The organism is Rhizobium sp. TRM95796, assembly GCF_025779995.1.
GTDB lineage: Bacteria > Pseudomonadota > Alphaproteobacteria > Rhizobiales > Rhizobiaceae > Rhizobium_E.
The window spans coordinates 24,548-44,088 of the sequence record NZ_JAOXHE010000014.1; the positions used below are offsets into that span (position 1 = coordinate 24,548).

Genomic DNA, 19,541 nt, shown 5'->3' on the forward strand with positions numbered 1-19,541 from the left:
CAAACGCCGCGCGCGAAAGCGCGGACGATCCGCCGGTCTTCCTTTGATCGCCCACCGCGATCAGTCGGGTTATGTCGTCGAGGTTGGTGTCCGGGCTCAGACGCCGTCCCTTCCAGGACTTTCGCGATCTCCTTCCCAGGCCTATGGCCCAGTGGCTCCCGTCGCGAATTCAGCGTCTTTACCGTTGCGGGGGCAGCGCCGGGTTCGAACACCGGCTTCCCATTTAACCCCTTGGCCTAGACCGCGAGGCGCCTCGATGTCCGGATATCACCACGGCTCATGCGACACGGCGAGTTCGTTTGCGACATTGTCTTGCTCGGCGCGGATAAAATCCGACCGCGTCCACATTTAAGCGCCTTGCATTCTTCGACCATGGCGCCGATATGCCGGGAGCCGCGCTGTGGTCTCGGACCGAAAGGGGCGCGGAGCTTTACAAGGATCTTCCGATGAGCATGCTTTTTTCTCCTTTCCAGGCGCGCGGTCTGACGCTCAAGAACCGCCTCATGGTTGCTCCGATGTGCCAATATACGGCCATCGACGGCGCGGCCAACGACTGGCATTTCGCCCATCTCGCCCGCTTCGCCATCGGCGGTTTCGGCTTGGTCATGGTCGAGGCGACCGCCGTTTCGCCCGAGGGGCGCATCTCCTACGCCGATCTTGGCCTGTGGTCGGATTTCCAGATCACGCCGCTCGAACGCATCGTCGCCTTCATCCATAGCCAGGGCGCAGCCGCCGCCATTCAATTGGCCCATGCCGGTCGCAAGGCCTCGTCTCCCGTGCCGTTCCGTCCCGAGGTCAGGGACGAAGACAAGCTGTCGATCGGTTACGAGGATTGGGAGCCGATCGCGCCGAGCCCGGTCATCCATTCCGAGTCCGCACGCGGCTACAAGACGCCGCGCGAAATGACGCTGGAGGACATCCAGAGCTTCAAGGAAGCCTATGTCGCCGCCGTCGGCCGGGCCGAGGAAGCCGGCTTCGACGTGGTCGAGATCCACGCCGCGCACGGCTATCTTCTCAACCAGTTCCTTTCGCCGCTCGCCAACAAGCGCACGGACGAGTATGGCGGCTCGCGCGAAAACCGCATGCGCCTGCTGCTCGAACTGGCCCAGGCCGTCCGCGCCGCCTGGCCGGCGTCCAAGCCGCTGTTCTGCCGCATCTCCGCCACCGACTGGCATCCGGACGGCTGGACGATCGAGGACAGCATCGTGCTCGCCCGCGAACTCGAGGCGCGCGGCGTCGATGTGATCGACGTCTCCTCAGGCGGCTTCGACGGCGCGTCGATCAAGCCCGGCCCGCTCTACCAGGCCGATCTCGCCGCCCGCATCCGCACTGAATCGGACATTCCCACCGCCGCCGTCGGCCTCATCACCGAAGCGCGCGAGGCCGAAGCCTTGCTGACCGAAGGCAAGGCCGATCTCGTCGCGCTGGCCCGCGAGGCGCTCGACGATCCCAATTTCGCCGCCCACGCCAAAGTCGCGCTCGATCCGAGCGACGGCGCCTATGACTTGCATGCGCCGCAGGCCGGTTACGCTGTGCGCGCCAAGGACAAGGTCCTGCGCAAGGGCGCCTACGCCTGATGCAAAACGAAAGGCCCGGAAGCGTCGCTTCCGGGCCTTTTTGAATTCTGCTCTTGGACGATCAGACCAGGCGGCTCTGCACCAACGCCGCTTCGACGAAGCTCGCAAACAGCGGATGCGGCTCGAAAGGCCGGCTCTTGAGCTCGGGGTGATACTGCACGCCGATGAACCAGGGATGATCGGGATATTCAACCGTCTCAGGCAGCACGCCGTCCGGCGACATGCCGGAGAACACCAGACCGCAGTTTTCCAGACGATCCTTGTAGTCGACATTCACTTCATAGCGATGGCGATGACGCTCGGAAATCTCGGTCGAACCGTAGATGTCGGCGATCTTGGTGCCCTTCTTGAGAGCGGCGCGATAGGCGCCGAGGCGCATCGTGCCGCCGAGATCGCCCGACGCCGAGCGCTTCTGAAGCTCGTTGCCCTTGACCCATTCGGTCATAAGGCCGACCACCGGTTCATTGGTCTTGCCGAATTCCGTCGAGGACGCATGCTCGATGCCGGCGAGATTGCGGGCGGCTTCCACCACCGCCATCTGCATCCCGAAGCAGATGCCGAAATAGGGCACCTTGCGCTCGCGGGCGAATTGCGCCGCCCGGATCTTGCCTTCAGACCCACGCTCGCCGAAGCCGCCCGGCACCAGGATGCCGTGGACCTTTTCAAGATAGGGCGCCGGATCTTCCTTCTCGAACACTTCGGATTCGATCCATTCCAGGTTCACCTTCACCTGGTTGGCGATGCCGCCGTGATAGAGCGACTCGATCAGCGACTTATAAGCGTCCTTGAGGCCGGTATATTTGCCGACGATGGCGATGGTGACTTCGCCTTCCGGATTGTGGATGCGGCGGGAGACTTCTTCCCAGGCGTCCATGCGCGGCTGCGGCGCGGGCTCGATGCCGAAGGCGGCCAGCACTTCGTCGTCGAGGCCTTCCTTGTGATAGGCGATCGGAACGTCATAGATCGAGGCGACGTCCAGCGCCTGGATGACGGCGGAGGCGCGCACATTGCAGAACAGCGACAGCTTGCGGCGTTCGGCTTCCGGGATCTCGCGATCGGCGCGGACCAGCAGGATGTCGGGATGAATGCCGAGCGCCTGCAATTCCTTGACCGAATGCTGGGTCGGCTTGGTCTTGAGTTCGCCGGCGGCCGGAATATAGGGCATCAGCGTCAGATGCACATAGACGGCGGTGCCGCGCGGCAGGTCGTTGCCGAGTTGGCGGATGGCTTCCATGAACGGCATCGCCTCGATATCGCCCACCGTGCCGCCGATCTCGCAGATCACGAAATCATAGCCGTCATTGCCGCTGACGACGAAATCCTTGATCTCGTTGGTGACGTGCGGAATGACCTGCACGGTCGCGCCGAGATAGTCGCCGCGGCGTTCCTTGTCGATGATGTTCTTGTAGATGCGGCCGGTGGTGATGTTGTCGGCCTTGTTGGCCGAACGACCGGTGAAACGTTCGTAATGGCCGAGGTCGAGATCGGTTTCCGCGCCGTCGTCGGTCACGAAGACTTCGCCGTGCTGGGTCGGGCTCATCGTGCCCGGATCGACGTTGAGATAGGGGTCGAGCTTTCGAAGCCGGACTCTGTAGCCCCGCGCCTGTAGCAATGCCGCCAGTGCTGCGGCCGCGATCCCCTTGCCGAGAGAGGATACCACACCGCCAGTGATGAAAACATATCGCGCCATGGGCTTTATCCGTTACTGCGTCCCGGCTGATTCCGCCAGTCCTGATTTCAACTTCATGCGAAATTGGAACTGCTCGCGCATTCCCAACAAAAAACCGGCAGGTCCAGCCTGCCGGTTCTGTCAGCCATCGAAGGCCTCGTTATTGCGCGGGCGTCTGCTGCCCGCCGGCGGCCGGCGCGGTGGCCGCGCCCGAAGGCTGGGCCGGGGTCGCGGCAGGCTCGGCGGGCGTCGCCGCGGGCTGGGCCGGGGTCGCCGCCGGCTGGGCCGGAGTGACGGCGGGAGCCGCAGCGCCGTTCTGGGCGGGCGTCGCCGCATTGGTGTTGTCGCCGCCGGTCGGGATTGCGTTGGGATCGGCGGGCTTGGCTTCCGGCTTGTTGCCGCCGAGCGAGTCAAGCAGGCCGTTCGGGTTGGAGCCCGAGGTGCTGGTCGGCAGCTGGTTCAGGATGTCGGTCGGCTTGGCCTCATACCGGGCCAGCAGGCCGAGACCGAGCGACGTGATGAAGAACAGCGCGGCGAGAATCGCCGTGGTGCGGGTCAGCGCGTTGGCCGCGCCGCGGGCGCTCATGAAGCCCGAGCCGCCGCCGATGCCGAGGCCGCCGCCTTCGGAACGCTGGATGAGCACCACGCCGACAAGCGCCAGCACGATCATCAGATGGATCACGATCAATACGGTCTGCATAAGTCCTATCCTGTTTGGGCTCTTTCCGGAAAAAGCCCAGTTTCGCGGGCGCTCTTACACGAGCGCACGCCGATTTGAAAGCCCCCGGCGAGCGAAATGCGGGGATCGCCCCGCGATCAGGCAGATGCGGATCAGGAGATCAGCGTCTCATACACGCCGCAAATGGCGAGGAAGTCGGATGATTTCAAGCTCGCCCCGCCGATCAGCGCGCCGTCGACATTGTCGACCGCCATCAGTTCCGCGGCGTTGGACGGCTTGACGGAGCCGCCATAGAGAATGCGCATCTTGCCGCCCTCGTCGCCGAAGCGCGCGACGAGCTCCTTGCGCATGAAGGCGTGCGCCTCGGCCACGTCAGCCGCCGTCGGGGTCAACCCGGTGCCGATCGCCCAGACCGGCTCATAGGCGATCACGGTGTTCTCGGCGGTCGCCGCATCCGGCACGGAGCCGGCGAGCTGCGTTTCCAGCACGTCGAGCGTCTGGCCGCCCTTGCGCTCGGCTTCGGTCTCGCCGATGCAGACGATGGCCGTGAGGTCGGCCGCATGCGCGGCTTCCGCCTTGGCGCGCACCAGCGCGTCGTTTTCGCCATGCAGCGTGCGGCGTTCGGAATGGCCGACGATGACATGCGTGCCGAAACAATCGGCGATCATGTCTGCGGAAATGTCGCCGGTATAGGCGCCGGATTGCGCGGTGTGGCAATCCTGGGCGCCGATTTCCAGCGGGCTGTCGGTCAGAAGCGCGGTCGCGACATAGAGAAGCGTAGCCGGCGGGCAGATCAGCATGTCGATCTTGCCGGCGAGCGCCAGCGCGCCCTCGCCCATGGCCTTGAGTTCGTTGAGCTGCTCACGCTGCCCGTTCATCTTCCAATTGCCCGCCACGAGCGGCCGAACGTCCGGTGTCATCTCGTCTCTCCCGATATTGTAACCGCCGCTCTATCAGAGGCGGGGAAAACCCGGCAAGCGAATTGTGGCAAGAGGGACGTCAGCGCGCGAAGATCCAGTTCAGGCTGTCGCGCCAGTCGGTCATGCGCACCGGCGTGCCATGCGATCCTGTCTGAAACAGCACGAAGCGGGTCGGATAACCTTCCTTCTTCAGCGCCTTATAGGCCGCGACCTGCTGCTCCGCCGCGTAAACGCTGTCGCGCGAGCCATGGCTGAAGAACAGCGGCAATTTCGCCTGATGCGCGGCGCTTGCCTTGTAATCGGGATCGGTCACGCCGCCCATCACCATCATGCCGCTCAATTCAGCCACCGTCCGCGCATCCCGCGCGATGTTCCAGCAGATGAAGCTGCCCATGGACGCGCAAGACAGCACAATCCGCGCTTTCGGGGCGCTCGCCCTCACCGCCCCGATCAGCGCGGCGATTTCGTCCGCGCCATCGGCGTCGAAGCTCTTCACCGACGGCGCGATATAGACGCCGCCATTGTCGACGGCGAGATTCTTGAGCCGGTTGAAATTGCCGCCGAAGCGCTTGTCGTTGGCCCCGAGCTTTCGATCGCCGCCGCGGCCATGGATGAAGATCACCGCGAATGCCGCATTTTTCAGCTTGCCGGCGCGGAAAACCTCGATTTCGCGGCCGCCGGCCTCGCTCGTCTCGAAATCCTGTTTCCAGCGCACGCCGAGCGAGACATAGTCGCCCTTCACCTCGCGCTCGGGCACGCGATCGCGGCCGTTGATGTCGCGCATCTCCTGATAATCGACGGTGACGAAGTCGCCATCGTCCTCGGAAGAGAGGATTGCGGGATAAGCGAACAACGAGTCCTTGAACGGCTTCAGTTCCAGCGCAGAGGCCGATCCTGTCGCAAAAACCGTGAAGATCGCAGCGATTGCGACGCTTTTCAGCAACTGAACTGTGGACATTGCCTTCCCCCTCGCCTGCATTTCGCATGCGCGCTTGCCTTTCGGCGCTTTCGGACGCAAATCTCGGCCGATCGCGCCTGTCCGCGGCTTCTGGCAGAATCTGCTGATTCGCGGAACCAATCACTTCCGAACAGGACACTATGAGCCAAGCCCTGAACCTATTCGACGACATGCCCGAGAGCCCGAAGCCGGAGCGGTCCGCCGCTGCGCCGCCAAAAGCCGCGCCGCAGGAGCCTGCAGCCAAGTCCGGCGACGACTACGGCGCCTCGGCCATCCGCGTGCTCGAAGGGCTGGAGCCGGTGCGCATGCGTCCCGGCATGTATATCGGCGGCACGGATGAGAAGGCGCTGCATCACCTCTTCGCCGAAGTCATCGACAATTCGATGGACGAGGCGGTGGCCGGCCACGCCAATTTCATCGATGTGCATCTCGACGCCGAAGGCTTCCTCACCGTCAGCGACAATGGCCGCGGCATCCCGGTCGAGAACCATCCGCAGGTGCCCGGCAAGTCGACGCTCGAAGTGATCATGACCAAGCTGCATGCCGGCGGCAAGTTCGACGGCAAGGCTTACGAGACCTCGGGCGGTCTGCACGGCGTCGGCGTCTCGGTGGTCAATGCGCTCTCGGATTTCGTCGAAGTCGAGGTCGCCCGCAATCGCAAGCTCTACCGCCAGCGCTTTTCGCGCGGCATTCCGCAGGGGCCCTTGGAAGAACTGGGCGATGTCCACAATCGCCGCGGCACGCGCGTGCGCTTCCATCCCGATCCGCAGATTTTTGGCGCCCACGCCAAGTTCGATCCCGGCCGCATCTACCGGATGTCGCGCTCGAAAGCCTATCTGTTCGGCGGCGTCGAGATCCGCTGGTCCTGCGCGCCCGAACTCGTGGCCGGCACGGAATATGAAGACAAGGCCGTCTTCCATTTCCCGGGCGGCCTCAAGGATTACCTCGCCGCCCAGATCGGCAAGGATTTTACCGTCACGCGCGACATCTTCGCCGGCAAGACCGAGCGGACCGGCCATGGCTCGGTCGAATGGGCGGTCACGTGGTATGGCGGCGACGCCATGCTGCATTCCTATTGCAACACCATCCCGACGCCCGAAGGCGGCACGCATGAGGCCGGCCTGCGCATTGCGCTCACCAAGGGCCTCAAGGCCTATGCCGAACTGACCAACAACAAGCGAGCCGCCAATATCAGCACCGACGACGTGATGATCTCGGCCGCCGGCATGCTCTCGGTCTTCATCCGCGAACCGGAATTCGTCGGCCAGACCAAGGATCGCCTCGCCACCGTCGAAGCGCAGCGCATCGTCGAGAACGTCATCCGTGACCCCTTCGACCATTATCTCGCCGACAATCCCAACGAAGCCGACAAGCTGCTCGAATGGGTGATCGAGCGCTCGGAAGAGCGCATGCGCCGGCGCAAGGAAAAGGAAGTCAGCCGCAAGACGGCGGTCCGCAAGCTGCGCCTGCCCGGCAAGCTCGCCGACTGCTCGCAGAATTCCGCCGAAGGCGCCGAACTGTTCATCGTCGAAGGCGACTCGGCCGGCGGCTCGGCCAAGCAGGCGCGCAACCGCGCCAACCAGGCCATCCTGCCGCTCAAGGGCAAGATCCTCAACGTCGCCAGCGCCGGCAAGGAGAAACTCGGCGCCAACCAGACCATCGCCGATCTGATCCAGGCGCTCGGCTGCGGCACGCGCACGAAATATCGCGAGGAAGACCTGCGCTACGAACGCGTCGTCATCATGACCGACGCCGACGTCGACGGCGCGCATATCGCTTCGCTGCTCATCACCTTCTTCTATCAGGAAATGCCGGATATGATCCGCAAGGGACATCTGTTCCTCGCCGTGCCGCCGCTCTATCGCATTTCCCAGGGCGCCAAGGTGCTCTACGCCCGCGACGACGCCCATCGCATGGCGCTGATGGAGACGGAATTCACCGGCCGCGGCAAGATCGAGATCAGCCGATTCAAGGGTCTCGGCGAAATGTCGCCGCCGCAGTTGAAGGAGACCACCATGGATCCGTCGACGCGGACATTGTTGCGCGTCGATATCGACGAGGTGGATTTCGAAGGAACGCGCGGCGCGGTCGACGCTCTCATGGGCACCAAGCCCGAAGCGCGTTTCCGCTTCATCCAGGAGCGGGCGCAATTCGCAGAAAATCTGGACATTTAATCAGATTGCCCATTCTCGTGAGCCGCACCGACACAGATTGTTAAGGTGCGGGAGGCTATTCTTCTCGCTTCAAGAACGATTGGGTTTCAGAATGCCAGCTTCGCAAACCGCCGTATCACCGGTTACGATCGACGCACGCTCGTTTCAGCGCGTGGTCGTGAGCCTGGCCGGCCGCCTGATGCTGCCGGACTATACCGAGCTCGAATGCAGAGCCGTCGATATGTCGCCGGGCGATATTCATTTCCATTGCGCCGCGCTGCCGAAGATCGGCGACCGGATCATCGCTTATGTCGATCATATCGGCCGGATCGAAGGCTCGGTCATCAAACTCGTCGATCATGGTTTCGTCACCACCATCAACGCCACCGACCGCAAGCGCGAGAAACTCGCCGCGCAGCTGACCTGGCTCGCCAACAAGACCGCGCTCGGCCTGCCCGAAGATCGCCGCCACGAGCGCATCACGCCGCGTTCGGCCCGTTCGGAACTGGCCCTGGACGACGGCCGTTCCTATCCCTGCCGCATCATCGACCTGTCGATGTCCGGCTGCGCCATCGAAATCGAGGTGCGTCCGGCGCTCGGGACGCCTGTTCGGCTCGGCACCATGCGCGGCAAGGTCGTGCGCCAGTTTCAGGAAGGCGTGGCGATCGAATTCGCGAGCATGTTGAGCCGCGAGCATTTCGAGTCCTACCGGTAAGAACCCAGATCAGACGGATTTACGCGAGGCCGGGCCAGACGCCCGGCCTTTCTCGTTGCCCTCGCGCGCTGGCCGGATGACCGCGCTCCGAATTGTTCGGGGCGCGGTTTTTTCGCCTCAAAAAAAGAAAAATTATTTTTTCGCCGCTAGCCGGTCCAGATCTCGAGCGGGAGGCGCCGGTCGGTCCAGAAAACGCCCCTGCCCCAGAGCGGGACAGATTGTTTCGTCCTGGCACAGCAACGTCATCGAGGCGACAATGCTCTTCCAGTGCGCGTTGACCCAGGAAATTTGTTCCGTGTTTTCAAAAGCCTAAGACAGGTTCGATAAAATTTTCGGCGCATTTGGCGCGAAATCGATGCTTATTTTAGTTTAAATCTATTTGCATTTTACTCAAGTATAAATCAAACAATAACTCGATTTACCTCGAAATGAATTTGCTTTTTACTCGTTTTTACATCGAATTCATCCGCGTATATTCGCGAGCGGTAAAAATGCTTGTGCCATTGTCTTCTCAACACGGGGAGACAAAAACATGTTCGACACAAGAAGCATCAAAACGATCATCACCGCCGCGGCGATCACGGCGGCGGCGGGCGCGGCTCTGGCCTACTCGCCAAACATGGTGACGCTCGGAAAGACCAATCCGCCGATCGGCCATTACGAATTCTGCCGCGACAACCCCAACGCCTGCTCCGCGAAGCAGGACGACCCCGGACCGATGCAATTGACCGAGGCGGCGTGGAAGACGATCCTGAAGGTGAACTACGACGTCAACACGAAGGTCCAGCCGCTGACCGACCAGGAAATCTATGGCGTCGAAGAGAAGTGGGCCTATCCCACCGACGTCGGCGATTGCGAAGACTATGTGCTTCTGAAGCAGCGACTGCTGATCAAGAAGGGCTTTTCGCCGGCCGACCTGCTGATCACCGTCGTGCTGCAGCCGAATGGCGAAGGCCATGCCGTGCTGACGGTCCGCACGGACCGCGGCGACTTCGTGCTCGACAATATGCGCAACAAGGTCCTTCTTTGGGCAGACACCGAATATACCTATCTCAAGCGCCAATCGACGCTGAGCGCCGCCAAATGGGTGAAGATCGAGGATGATCGCGCACCGGTGGTCGGCAGCTTGAACTGATTGCGGCCAACGCCGCAGAATGACCCTCCAAGGGCCGGTCACGTCCCCAATCCCCGTCCGACCGAGCCCAATTTGCCGGTCCCGTTGTCCCCGGGACCGGCTTTTTCTTATCCATGAACCTGCCTGAGCAGTCCGAGCAGCGCCAGGCCGTAGAGCCAGGACCAGGCGAGGACGGCGGCGATCGACAGACCGATCTGGGCGCCGCGCAGCCCGCCGGAGCGGATCTCCGTGATGATCCGCTCGCCGAAAAGAGCGGGACCCGCCACCAGCGCCAGGAGAAGACGAAACAGGCGGCCGGATCGGCCCGCACCCGTCTCCTGCTCGGGACGCGGTCCGTTGAAGATCAGCCGACTTGAATCCACGATCGCCAGAGGCGTCGCCAATCCGATGACCAGGTTGACGACGACGTCGCTCGCTTCCAACATGTGCCACTTCCATCCATTGCAGACGCTTTTCCAGACCCGCAGCAAATTCCGGGCCAGACGCCGCATCCAGCCAGGCGCAGGGCTGCGGCGCTAGCACTCGGTCCGAGACTTGGCGTGATCCGCCAGCGCCTGGAGAGACCCTATGCGTGACGACAATTCGGACGCTGACGAAGCCCCGCTTCTGTCGACCTCGTTCCTGTGGAAAGTCGTCGGGGCGCTTGCGGCGCTGTCGGTCGCGTCTCTCGTGCTGTCATATGGGGCAGCCCGTTATGGAGCCTGGCTCGCCCAGGACGGCCGCACCGACTCCGAGGAGCTTCTCGCGGTGACGATCGGCCAGGATACGCTGGCGCTTCCAGCCAACATGTTTCGTTTCCCGGAACAACGGAAAAGCGGCGACGCCGATCAGGTCGACATCGTCGTCGCCTGGCCGGAGATGGCGGGCTATTCGGCGGCGACCGCCGACCGTTTCAACCAGGCCGACGACGGCGGCAACCTTCTTTTCCTGCAATATAGCCAAAGCGTGATGTCGCGGGACATGTCCGGCCGGCTCGAGCCGATCTACAGGCGGCTGTTTTCGGGCGAGCCGCAACCCGGCCCGGGCGGGCTTTCGCTGCACCGGCTCGATCCCAACGCCGGCTATGGCGCCGAGGTCATCCTGACCGGCGACGAAACGAGCCCCATGCCGTTCGTCACCCGCTGCATCCTTCCTCAAAACGCCGGCGACGCGACGTCCAGCGATTGCCAGCGCGACATCCATGTCGGACGCGATCTCACGCTTCTTTATCGGTTCTCCTCGAGACTGCTGCCCGAATGGCGCAACCTCGACCGCGCCGTCAGGGAATTCTCCGATCGCCGGCTCGATCCGTCGCCTTGAACCCGGCCGAAAAACGGACTCTCGCAAATGTTCACGAAACGTCCCAAAATGCGGCGTTTCTCGCGTTCGGACCCGGTTTCGAACAACGCGTCAACGGTTTGGTAACGCTAACGACCTATCTTGCGGTTTCGAACTCTCGGCCTTTTCAGGTCAGCGCAACAGAAGCAAAGAGTAGCCTAGTGTCGAAGCCCACATTCTCGTTGCCCTCCCTCAGGGGGAAATGCGTCCTTCTCGCAAAAACCGTTTGCTCAATGGCTCTGGCGGCAACCCTCGTTTTCGCCAACGCCTCTGAAACCGTCGCCGGCCCCAAGCCGGCCTCGATCGTGATCGACGCCCGCAACGGCAAGGTCATGCATCAGGAAGACCCCGATGGTCTGCGCTACCCTGCGTCCCTGACCAAGATGATGACGCTCTACATGGTGTTCGATGCGCTGGAATCCGGCCGCATCTCGCTGAAAACCAAGATCACCATGTCCAAACACGCCGCGTCGCAGTCGCCGACCAAGCTCGGCATCGGCGCCGGCCGCTCGTTTACGGTCGAACAGGGCATCCTGTCGCTGGTGACTTTGTCCGCCAATGACTGCGCCACGGCATTCGCCGAATTCCTCGGCGGCAGCGAGCCGCGCTTCGGCAAGATGATGACCGCCAAGGCCCGCGGCCTCGGCATGAGCCGCACCATCTATGTCAACGCTAACGGCCTGCCGGACTCCCGCCAGGTGACCACCGCCCGCGACCAGGCGCGTCTCAGCCTGGCGCTGCGCAAGCATTTCCCGCAGTATTACGGTTACTTCCAGACCCGCAGCTTCACCTATGGCAAGCGCGTGATCGGCAACCACAACCGTCTGCTCGGCGTGGTCCGCGGCGTCGACGGCATCAAGACCGGCTTCACCCGCGCCGCCGGCTTCAACCTCGCCACCTCGGCGCAGCTCGACGGCCGTTCCATCGTCGGCGTCGTGCTCGGCAGCCCCTCGGGCGGCGCCCGCAACGCCAAAATGCGCCGTCTGGTGGAAGCCTATCTGCCCAAGGCCTCGCGCAAGGGCAATGGCGAAGCCTTCGTGTCGATGGCGTCGAAAAACGCCGTGGAGACCGCCTACGCCGCTTCGTCCTCGGACGATGCGCCGGCCATGCAGGTCGCTTCGGCCGATCACAGCCTCGACCTGCCGCACAGAGGTCCGGTGCCGCAGGCCCGATACGACGACGGCGCCCAGGCGCAGGAACTGCAGGCCGACGCCGCCGACACCGTGCCGGTGATCCGCGCCAAGACCGTCAAGATCACCAAGACCGCTTCGCTCGACAGCTCCGTCGGCGCGCCCGACACCAGCGGCCTCTCGGAGATTCCGCAGCGTCCGGTCGCCGAAGCGCAGAAGGTCGACACCGTGACCACCGCCTCCACCGGCCCGTCCGAATCCTATGCGAAGGGTTGGGTCATTCAGGTCGGAACCGCGTCCGAACGCCAGGAAGCCATGAACATCCTCGATCGCGTCAAGGACAAGGGCGGTCGCTCGCTCCGCGCCGCCACCCCCTTCGCCATGGCCTTCTCGAACGGCGGCGCACAGGTCTATCGCGCCCGGTTCGGCGGCTTCGCCGACCAGGACGCCGCCGTCAACGCCTGCAAGGCGCTGAAGCGCAAGGGCGTCAGCTGCTGGGCGGCCATGCAATAAGCTTGAAGAATTCGGCCGCGGCGTGCGTTTTCGCCGCGGTCGCACGGAAACCTCGATTTTGTATTGCGTACGAGGCCCCTCATGTCCAACACGCCGCATTCAGACCTGCGCGACGAACCGCAACGGAAAGCCTATGGCAAGAGCCTCGGCCTTCTGCCGCTACACGAAGCCGCGCTCAAGCTCGCCGGCATGGGATTGAACCGATCCCATGACAAGACCAAGGATCTGGTGGCGATGCTGCTCAGCCACGGCGCCCGCGCCTGGCGCGCCAACCAACCGCATGTCGCCCTGCACCTGCATGTGCGCTCGCCGCGCGGCAAAGCACCGGTCAGGTTGCGAATGCGCTGACTGGAAAACATGGATCGACCAGACATGGCGGGGCCGCGAGGCTCCGCCTTTTTTCGATTTTAGAGCAGGCCCAGTTCCGCCAGTTCGCGCTTGAGATCCGCCGGCATCTCACCCTGGCCGCCGGCCATCAGATCGGCCGGCGCATCCTTGGTTTCGAGATAGCGCCACCCCTGGAACGGCCGCTTCGGCTGCGGCATGGTTTCGATCACCTCGGGCGCGAGCAGCAGGCGGCAGCGGCCGATGCCGTCGGCGTCGGTGAATTCCTCGATGCCGAGCAGCTGCTGGCGGGCCGACAGCACGCCCTTGATCACCCAATAGAGCGAACCGCCGTCCAGCAGGTCCGCCATGCGTTTGGGAACCATGCGCGTGACATGGGCGGAATGGGGTTCCAGGCCGGCGGAGACGGCGAGGCGGGCGCGCTCGTCCACCCATTCGCGGAGATCGTCGATCGATTCGGCGCCGACGCAGAGTTTGATGAGATGAAGAGCCATGGCCCCTTCTCCGTCAGCAAGGCCGCCGCGTCAATGGCGGGACGCGGAGCATCAACAACCGCGTCCGCCGGACTGCATGGTCGGATCAGCACTCGACCACATTGACGGCGAGGCCGCCGGTCGAGGTTTCCTTGTATTTCTCGCTCATGTCGTGCCCGGTCTGGCGCATGGTCTCGATACAGGCGTCGAGCGGCACGAAATGCTGGCCGTCGCCCTTGAGCGCCAGCGACGCCGCGGTGACGGCCTTGACCGCGCCGAGCGCATTGCGCTCGATGCAGGGCACCTGCACCAGGCCGGCGACGGGATCGCAGGTCATGCCGAGATGGTGTTCGAGCGCGATTTCGGCGGCGTTTTCCACCTGCTCGGGCGTGGCCCCCATCACGGCGGCGAGACCGGCGGCCGCCATGGCGGCGGCGGAGCCGACTTCGCCCTGACAGCCGACTTCGGCGCCGGAGATCGAGGCGTTGTGCTTGATGATGCCGCCGACCGCGGCGGCCGTCAGCAGATAGTCGCGGATGCCGTCCTGGTCCCAGTCCTCATGGAAATGCTCGTAATAGCGGATGGTGGCGGGAATGACGCCCGCCGCGCCATTGGTCGGCGCGGTGACGATGCGGCCGCCGGCGGCGTTTTCCTCGTTCACCGCCATGGCGTAGACCGACAGCCAGTCATTGGCCAGCAGCGGATTGGACTTGTTGGAGCGCCACTCCTCCTGCAGCTTGTCGTGGATCTGCCTGGCGCGACGGCGCACCTTCAGCCCGCCGGGCATGATGCCGTCCACCTGCAGGCCGCGTTCGATGCAGGAGCGCATGGCGTCCCAGATCCGGTCGAGCCCGGCGTCCAACGCCTCGCGGCTCATCGTCGCTTCTTCGTTGGCGCGCTTCATCTGGGCGATGGTGAGGCCGGATCGGGCCGCCATGTCGAGCATCTGCTTTGCGGTGGCGAAGGGATAGGGAACCTTGATCGCCTCAGGCTTCTTGGCGGCGGCGCGCATCTTCTCGAGCTCGAGATCGGTGACGACGAAACCGCCGCCGATCGAATAGTAGATCTGCTTCAGCAGCAACCGGCCCGAGCCGTCGAAGGCCTGGAACAACATGCCGTTGGCGTGCCCGGTGAGCGGCGTCTTCTTGTCGAGCACGAGGTCGTCCTTGGGACGGAAAGCGTAGCCCTCATGTCCCGGCGGCGAAATCCGGCCCGAGGTCTCGACTTCGGCGACGAGCGCGTCCATTCTGTCGGGGTCGACGCTGGCGGCCTTCGCCCCCGTCAGTCCGAGGATCACCGCGCGATCGGATCCATGGCCGATGCCGGTGTGAGCGAGCGACCCGTGCAGGCTGACCTTGATCGCCGCGACCTTCGCGCCGGTCGGGCGCGGCCAGTCGGGCGACAGGATGAGATCGAGAAACAGATTGGCCGCGGTCATCGGCCCCATCGTATGCGAGCTCGACGGACCGATGCCGATCTTGAAAACGTCGAATACCGAAAGAAACATGAATTATCGCCTTCCGCCTGTCATGAGCTTTATGCTGGACATTAGTATGGTTTTGACGTTTGTCGCCTCCGAACTTCCGCCAGTCACTGGCACGGGGGCGACATGACGTCGTTTCATGCGCCGGCGCCGCCAGCCATGACGCGGCATGATTTCCAGACTTCGAAGGCAGACGCCGCCCTATGACCCATCTTGATTACATCGCGATCGCTTATTTCGTGCTGCTCTGGGCGCTGTTCAATTGGCTGACCGGCGTTTCGCGCAATTTCAGCCGTATGAGCGTCACGCGCGGCATGGCTATCCACCGCGCCAACTGGATCCGCAATTCGCTCAATCGCGACCTCAAGATGATCGACACCCAGATCATGGCGGGATTGCAGAACGGCACAGGCTTTTTCGCTTCGACCTCTATTCTGGCGCTCGGCGGCTGTTTCGCCCTGCTCGGCCAGACAGAACAGGTGCAGGCCATCTTCGCCGACCTTCCCGCCGTATTTCACAGCAGCCGCGCCGCATTCGAGATGAAGGTCGGCGGGCTCGCCGCGATGTTCGCCTATTCCTTCTTCAAGTTCGGCTGGTCCTACCGGCTGTTCAATTATTGCTCGATCATGTTCGGCGGCCTGCCGATGCACTCCGAGGCCGAGAAGGATCCGGAGGGCGCGCGCCGCGCCGCCGAGGCGGTCATCGCCATGAACGTGATCGCCGCAAAGAACTTCAACGCCGGGCTGCGCGCCATATTTCTGTCGATCGGTTACCTAGGATGGTTCGTCAACGCCTATGCCTTCATGGCCATGAGCACCTTCGTCATCTTCGTTCTCATCCGCCGTCAGTTCTTCTCCGAAGCGCGCGACGCCATTGTCCGAGGCATTGAATCTTGAATCCAGACACGTTTCATGAAGCCGCGCCGCCGAAAAGACGGCAGGCCTGGCTCGACATCGCCCGCGGCCTGGCGCTGTTTCCGATGGCGAGCTATCACTTCATGTGGGACCTCGCCGATTTCGGCTATCTCGCGGCAGACTTTCCCACCTCCGGCTGGCCGAAGATCTATGCGCGCGCCATCGCCTCCACATTCCTGTTTCTCGCCGGTTATTCGCTCTATCTGGCGCATGGCTCCGGCTTCAAGGCGACGAATTTCCTGAAGCGCCTCGGCGTGATCGGCCTCGCCGCCGGCGCGGTCTCTCTGGGCACCTATCTCTGGATGCCGGGCGGTTTCATCTATTTCGGCATATTGCACGCCATGGCGACCGCGAGCATCTTCGGCCTGGCGTTTCTTCGCGCGCCCGTGGCGTTGACGCTCGCGGCCGCCGCCGCCTTCTTCGCCGCCCCGCATGTCATCCCATTGGGAGGAGTCTTCAACCAGCCCTGGCTGTGGTGGCTGGGGCTTGCCGACCAGAACCGTCCCTCTTTCGACTTCGTGCCCATGCTGCCCTGGCTGGCGCCGTTTCTGACCGGGCTGGCCGCCAGCAAATTCGTCAGTTCCCGCGGATGGACGCCGGCCAATAACCTGGGGAAAACTCGCGAAAACCGTTGGAAAACCTATCTGGCCGCAATCGGGCGACACAGTCTCGTCTTTTATCTCGCGCACCAACCGGTGCTGATTGCGATTCTCTATGGGATCAGTCTCGTCGCCCCACCCCCGGCGGTGGATGCGCGCGAGGCCTATATTCAGAATTGCCGACCCAGTTGCGAACGAAACCAGACGCCCGGCTTTTGCCAGTCCTTTTGCGACTGCACGCTGGAACAGCTTTCAAAGACGGATTTGCTGTCGCGATTCCAGTCTGGCGCAATCTCGGTCAGCGATGATCGGATCAAGGATATCGCATTCCAGTGCAGCATTCGCTCCGAATAGGGGCACAATGGCGGGTGGACGAGATGAATGTATATCGCGCAAGACCGGTGACCTATCCGTGGCCGACTGCGTTTTTCCTGATAATCCTTCCACTCTCCATGCTGTGTTACAAGTTTGCCCCCATGCATATGCTGAACGGGGTCCCGCTGCTGCGCATCGCCGCGTCGAGCCTGATGATCGGAGCCGGCCTGTTCCTGGCGGTCTGGGCCATCGTGGCGCTCAAGAGCCACCACACGGCGCTCGGCTCGATGAAGAACACCTCGCGACTGGTGACGTCGGGACCATTCAGACTGACGCGCAATCCAATATATCTGGGTTACATGATCGCCGCGCTCGGCGTTGCGCTGGCCGCCAACAATCTCTGGACGGCGGGTCTGGCGGTCTGCGCCGCCGTTGCCACCCATCTCTGGGTCATCAAGCGCGAGGAGCAATTCCTGCAGGCGCGATTCGGCTACGAGTTCGAACGCTACCGCCGGCGCACCCGCCCCTGGCTCTGATCGCCGCGGACGACTTCACATAACTTGATGAAAATCAGGTGGAAACGCCGATTTCCGCCAACCGGTTGAGGCAGGACTCCTCGATGCTGTCGAGTTCGGCGATGGTCTCGTCGATATCGCGGCGTTTTTGCCGGAGATCGTCGCGCTTGTCGTCGACCTTTCGCATCAGCAACTTCAACTGCCCGATCTCTCCCGGCGGCTCCTTGTAGACATGAATGATCTCGCGGATCTCGGCGATGGTGAAGCCGATGCGGCGGCCGCGCAGGATCTGCGCGATCAGGTGCCGGTCCGCCTGACGGTAGAGCCGGGTGCGGCCGCGCCGTTCCGGATGAATGAGACCTTCATCCTCGTAGAACCTGAGCGTGCGCGTGGAAATATCGAATTCCCGCGTCAACTCGGTTATACTGTAAAACTTGTTCACTGCCATGCTCGCCGCCAGATTCAGGATCGGCGTGAGATTAATTGACCTTGACGTAAAAGTCAATTTTCCTCAGCGCATGCTGAACCAGAGCGTCGCGAGGCCAAGGAAGCCGAAGAAGCCGGTGAGATCGGTGATCATGGTGACGAAGACCGACGACGCCACGGCCGGATCGGCCCCTAACCGGTTAAGCAGCAGCGGCACGAGATTGCCCGCCATCGCGGCGGCGAGGAAATTGATGAACAGCGCCGTGGCGATCACCAGTCCCAGATGGATGTCGTGATACATGAAGCCCGCGACGAGACCCACCAGGATCGCGAAGATCAGGCCGTTGGTCGTTCCCACTCCCAATTCGCGGCGGATGATGCGGCCGGCGTTGTAAATGTCGAGATCACGGGTCGCCAGCGCCCGCACCGTCACCGTCATCGTCTGCGTGCCGGCATTGCCGCCCATCGAGGCGACGATCGGCATCAACACCGCCAGCGCCACCATCTGTTCGATCGTGGCGTCGAACAGGCCGATGACGGTCGAGGACAGGAAGGCCGTGCCGAAATTGATAAACAGCCAGAGGAAGCGCGACCGCACGGTCGACAGCACATTGTCGGACAGTTCTTCGTCGCCGACGCCGGCCAGGCGTTTGATGTCCTCTTCCGCTTCCTCGTGAATGACGTCGACCACGTCGTCGATGGTCAGCACGCCCACCAGCCGGTCGTTCTCGTCGACGACGGCGGCGGATAAGAGGTCATACTGCTGGAAGAGCTGCGCCGCTTCCTCCTGGTCCATGTCGGCCGGGATAGAGTGACTGGTCTCGCGCATGATCTCGTCGATCTTGACGCCGCGCTGGGTGCGCAGGATGCGGTCGAGATCGACAGCCCCCAACAGCTTGAAGGTGGGATCGATGACGAAGATCTGTGTGAAGGTCTCGGGAAGATCTTCCTCCTCCCGCATATAGTCGATGCATTGACCGACGGTCCAGAAAGGCGGCACGGCCACGAATTCCGACTGCATGCGCCGGCCGGCCGAACTTTCCGGATAGTCCAGCGCCCGGCGCAGCCGCACGCGCTCGGTGAACGGCAGCTTGGCGAGAATCTCTTCCCGGTCTTCCTGGTCGAGGTCTTCGAGAATATAGACCGCATCGTCCGAATCGAGATCGCCGATGGCCGCGGCGATGGCGTCGTTGGGGATCTGCTCGACGATTTCGAGACGGATCGCTTCATCGACCTCGGTCAGGGCCGCGAGATCGAAATCGTCGCCGAGCAGCTGGATCAGCGCGATGCGCTGTTCCGGCATCATCGCCTCGAGCACGTCGCCGAGTTCGGAGATATGCAGGCGGCCGACATGACGACGGAGAAAGATGACGTCGCGATCGGCGATCGCCGCGCCGACCAGCGCGAGAAAATCGTGCCGCACCGAGCCGTCTTCAGTGTAGATGTCGGAGAGTTCCGGGCGTTCCGCCGGTTCGAGGGCGTCCAAAACGTCCTGTTCGCTGTCTTTCGACATCGCTCCGCCCCCTTCCCCTTGTCCTGTCCTTCTTCACCCGCGCGCGCCTTCCGGCGCACAGGAGCTGTTGAGCATGAACGGTTTCTCTTTCCGACAAATCCATGGCCGCCGAACGGTGCTAGACGAATTCGCAAGCGCGGTCCACCGAAAATCCCGTCGGGAACATTAGTCGAGGCCGCGTTAATTTTCCGT

The 19,541-nt window shown here is 63.0% G+C and carries 19 protein-coding genes and 1 riboswitch; of the genes, 10 read left to right on the top strand and 9 right to left on the bottom strand.

From position 1 onward, the window contains the following. Positions 1-63: 63 nt before the first annotated feature. Positions 64-271, bottom strand: a riboswitch (cobalamin riboswitch). 175 nt (positions 272-446) lie between these two features. Then, complete coding sequence (locus OCK01_RS23705; protein ID WP_263826103.1) at positions 447-1,577, top strand: NADH:flavin oxidoreductase/NADH oxidase; 1,131 nt, start codon at positions 447-449, stop codon at positions 1,575-1,577. A gap of 61 nt (positions 1,578-1,638) precedes the next feature. On the opposite strand, the gene OCK01_RS23710 is transcribed toward OCK01_RS23705, so the two are convergent. From OCK01_RS23710 to OCK01_RS23725, 4 genes are all read right to left on the bottom strand, one after another. Next, a complete protein-coding gene (locus OCK01_RS23710; protein WP_263826104.1) occupies positions 1,639-3,267 on the bottom strand; it encodes a CTP synthase in 1,629 nt (542 codons plus the stop codon). A gap of 139 nt (positions 3,268-3,406) precedes the next feature. Continuing rightward, positions 3,407-3,946 carry a preprotein translocase subunit SecG gene (gene secG / locus OCK01_RS23715; RefSeq protein WP_263826105.1) on the bottom strand — a complete coding sequence of 180 codons (540 nt, stop codon included), beginning with the start codon at positions 3,944-3,946 and terminating at the stop codon, positions 3,407-3,409. A gap of 131 nt (positions 3,947-4,077) precedes the next feature. Then, positions 4,078-4,845: a triose-phosphate isomerase gene (gene tpiA, locus OCK01_RS23720; RefSeq protein ID WP_263826106.1), complete on the bottom strand. Its 768-nt coding sequence runs from the start codon at positions 4,843-4,845 to the stop codon at positions 4,078-4,080. Between the two features lie 79 nt (positions 4,846-4,924). Then, a complete protein-coding gene (locus OCK01_RS23725; protein ID WP_263826107.1) occupies positions 4,925-5,803 on the bottom strand; it encodes a hypothetical protein in 879 nt (292 codons plus the stop codon). Between the two features lie 140 nt (positions 5,804-5,943). Here OCK01_RS23725 and parE point away from each other — a divergent pair, with 140 nt between their 5' ends. From parE to OCK01_RS23740, 3 genes are all read left to right on the top strand, one after another. Then, a complete protein-coding gene (gene parE / locus OCK01_RS23730; protein ID WP_263826108.1) occupies positions 5,944-7,977 on the top strand; it encodes a DNA topoisomerase IV subunit B in 2,034 nt (677 codons plus the stop codon). Positions 7,978-8,068: 91 nt separating this feature from the next. Next, positions 8,069-8,671, top strand: a complete 603-nt coding sequence (locus OCK01_RS23735) for a PilZ domain-containing protein (RefSeq protein WP_246697275.1) — start codon at positions 8,069-8,071, stop codon at positions 8,669-8,671. A gap of 550 nt (positions 8,672-9,221) precedes the next feature. Further along, positions 9,222-9,806: a transglutaminase-like cysteine peptidase gene (locus OCK01_RS23740; RefSeq protein WP_412179064.1), complete on the top strand. Its 585-nt coding sequence runs from the start codon at positions 9,222-9,224 to the stop codon at positions 9,804-9,806. A gap of 107 nt (positions 9,807-9,913) precedes the next feature. On the opposite strand, the gene OCK01_RS23745 is transcribed toward OCK01_RS23740, so the two are convergent. Further along, positions 9,914-10,231: a hypothetical protein gene (locus OCK01_RS23745; protein WP_263826110.1), complete on the bottom strand. Its 318-nt coding sequence runs from the start codon at positions 10,229-10,231 to the stop codon at positions 9,914-9,916. A 142-nt stretch (positions 10,232-10,373) separates the two neighbouring features. Between OCK01_RS23745 and OCK01_RS23750 the strand changes: the two genes are divergently transcribed. The 3 genes from OCK01_RS23750 (at position 10,374) to OCK01_RS23760 (ending at position 13,114) form a co-directional block, all read left to right on the top strand. Beyond that, positions 10,374-11,105, top strand: coding sequence for a hypothetical protein (locus OCK01_RS23750; RefSeq protein WP_263826111.1), 732 nt, complete (start codon positions 10,374-10,376; stop codon positions 11,103-11,105). Positions 11,106-11,356: 251 nt separating this feature from the next. Further along, positions 11,357-12,766, top strand: a complete 1,410-nt coding sequence (locus OCK01_RS23755; protein ID WP_182826443.1) for a D-alanyl-D-alanine carboxypeptidase — start codon at positions 11,357-11,359, stop codon at positions 12,764-12,766. A gap of 81 nt (positions 12,767-12,847) precedes the next feature. After that, on the top strand, positions 12,848-13,114 hold the full coding sequence (locus OCK01_RS23760) for a hypothetical protein (RefSeq protein WP_263826112.1): 267 nt from the start codon (positions 12,848-12,850) through the stop codon (positions 13,112-13,114). A gap of 59 nt (positions 13,115-13,173) precedes the next feature. Here the strand turns inward: OCK01_RS23760 and OCK01_RS23765 are convergent, their stop codons facing one another. Together OCK01_RS23765 and OCK01_RS23770 are read right to left on the bottom strand one after the other, a co-directional pair. Further along, the gene (locus tag OCK01_RS23765; protein WP_263826113.1) at positions 13,174-13,605 is read right to left on the bottom strand and encodes a DUF1489 family protein; all 432 of its coding nucleotides are present in this window, start codon (positions 13,603-13,605) and stop codon (positions 13,174-13,176) included. 85 nt (positions 13,606-13,690) lie between these two features. Continuing rightward, positions 13,691-15,091, bottom strand: a complete 1,401-nt coding sequence (locus OCK01_RS23770; protein ID WP_263826114.1) for an L-serine ammonia-lyase — start codon at positions 15,089-15,091, stop codon at positions 13,691-13,693. A gap of 179 nt (positions 15,092-15,270) precedes the next feature. Between OCK01_RS23770 and OCK01_RS23775 the strand changes: the two genes are divergently transcribed. The 3 genes from OCK01_RS23775 (at position 15,271) to OCK01_RS23785 (ending at position 17,431) form a co-directional block, all read left to right on the top strand. Further along, a complete protein-coding gene (locus tag OCK01_RS23775) occupies positions 15,271-15,963 on the top strand; it encodes a DUF599 domain-containing protein (protein ID WP_182826447.1) in 693 nt (230 codons plus the stop codon). Next, positions 15,960-16,934 carry a heparan-alpha-glucosaminide N-acetyltransferase gene (locus OCK01_RS23780; RefSeq protein WP_263826115.1) on the top strand — a complete coding sequence of 325 codons (975 nt, stop codon included), beginning with the start codon at positions 15,960-15,962 and terminating at the stop codon, positions 16,932-16,934. Before OCK01_RS23775 ends, OCK01_RS23780 begins: the two co-directional genes overlap by 4 nt. Before the next feature lie 122 nt (positions 16,935-17,056). Continuing rightward, a complete protein-coding gene (locus OCK01_RS23785; RefSeq protein ID WP_263826116.1) occupies positions 17,057-17,431 on the top strand; it encodes a methyltransferase family protein in 375 nt (124 codons plus the stop codon). Positions 17,432-17,465: 34 nt separating this feature from the next. Here the strand turns inward: OCK01_RS23785 and OCK01_RS23790 are convergent, their stop codons facing one another. Beyond that, on the bottom strand, positions 17,466-17,858 hold the full coding sequence (locus OCK01_RS23790) for a MerR family transcriptional regulator (RefSeq protein ID WP_182826450.1): 393 nt from the start codon (positions 17,856-17,858) through the stop codon (positions 17,466-17,468). A gap of 63 nt (positions 17,859-17,921) precedes the next feature. Continuing rightward, positions 17,922-19,349: a magnesium transporter gene (mgtE, locus tag OCK01_RS23795; protein WP_263826117.1), complete on the bottom strand. Its 1,428-nt coding sequence runs from the start codon at positions 19,347-19,349 to the stop codon at positions 17,922-17,924. Positions 19,350-19,541 lie beyond the last annotated feature (192 nt).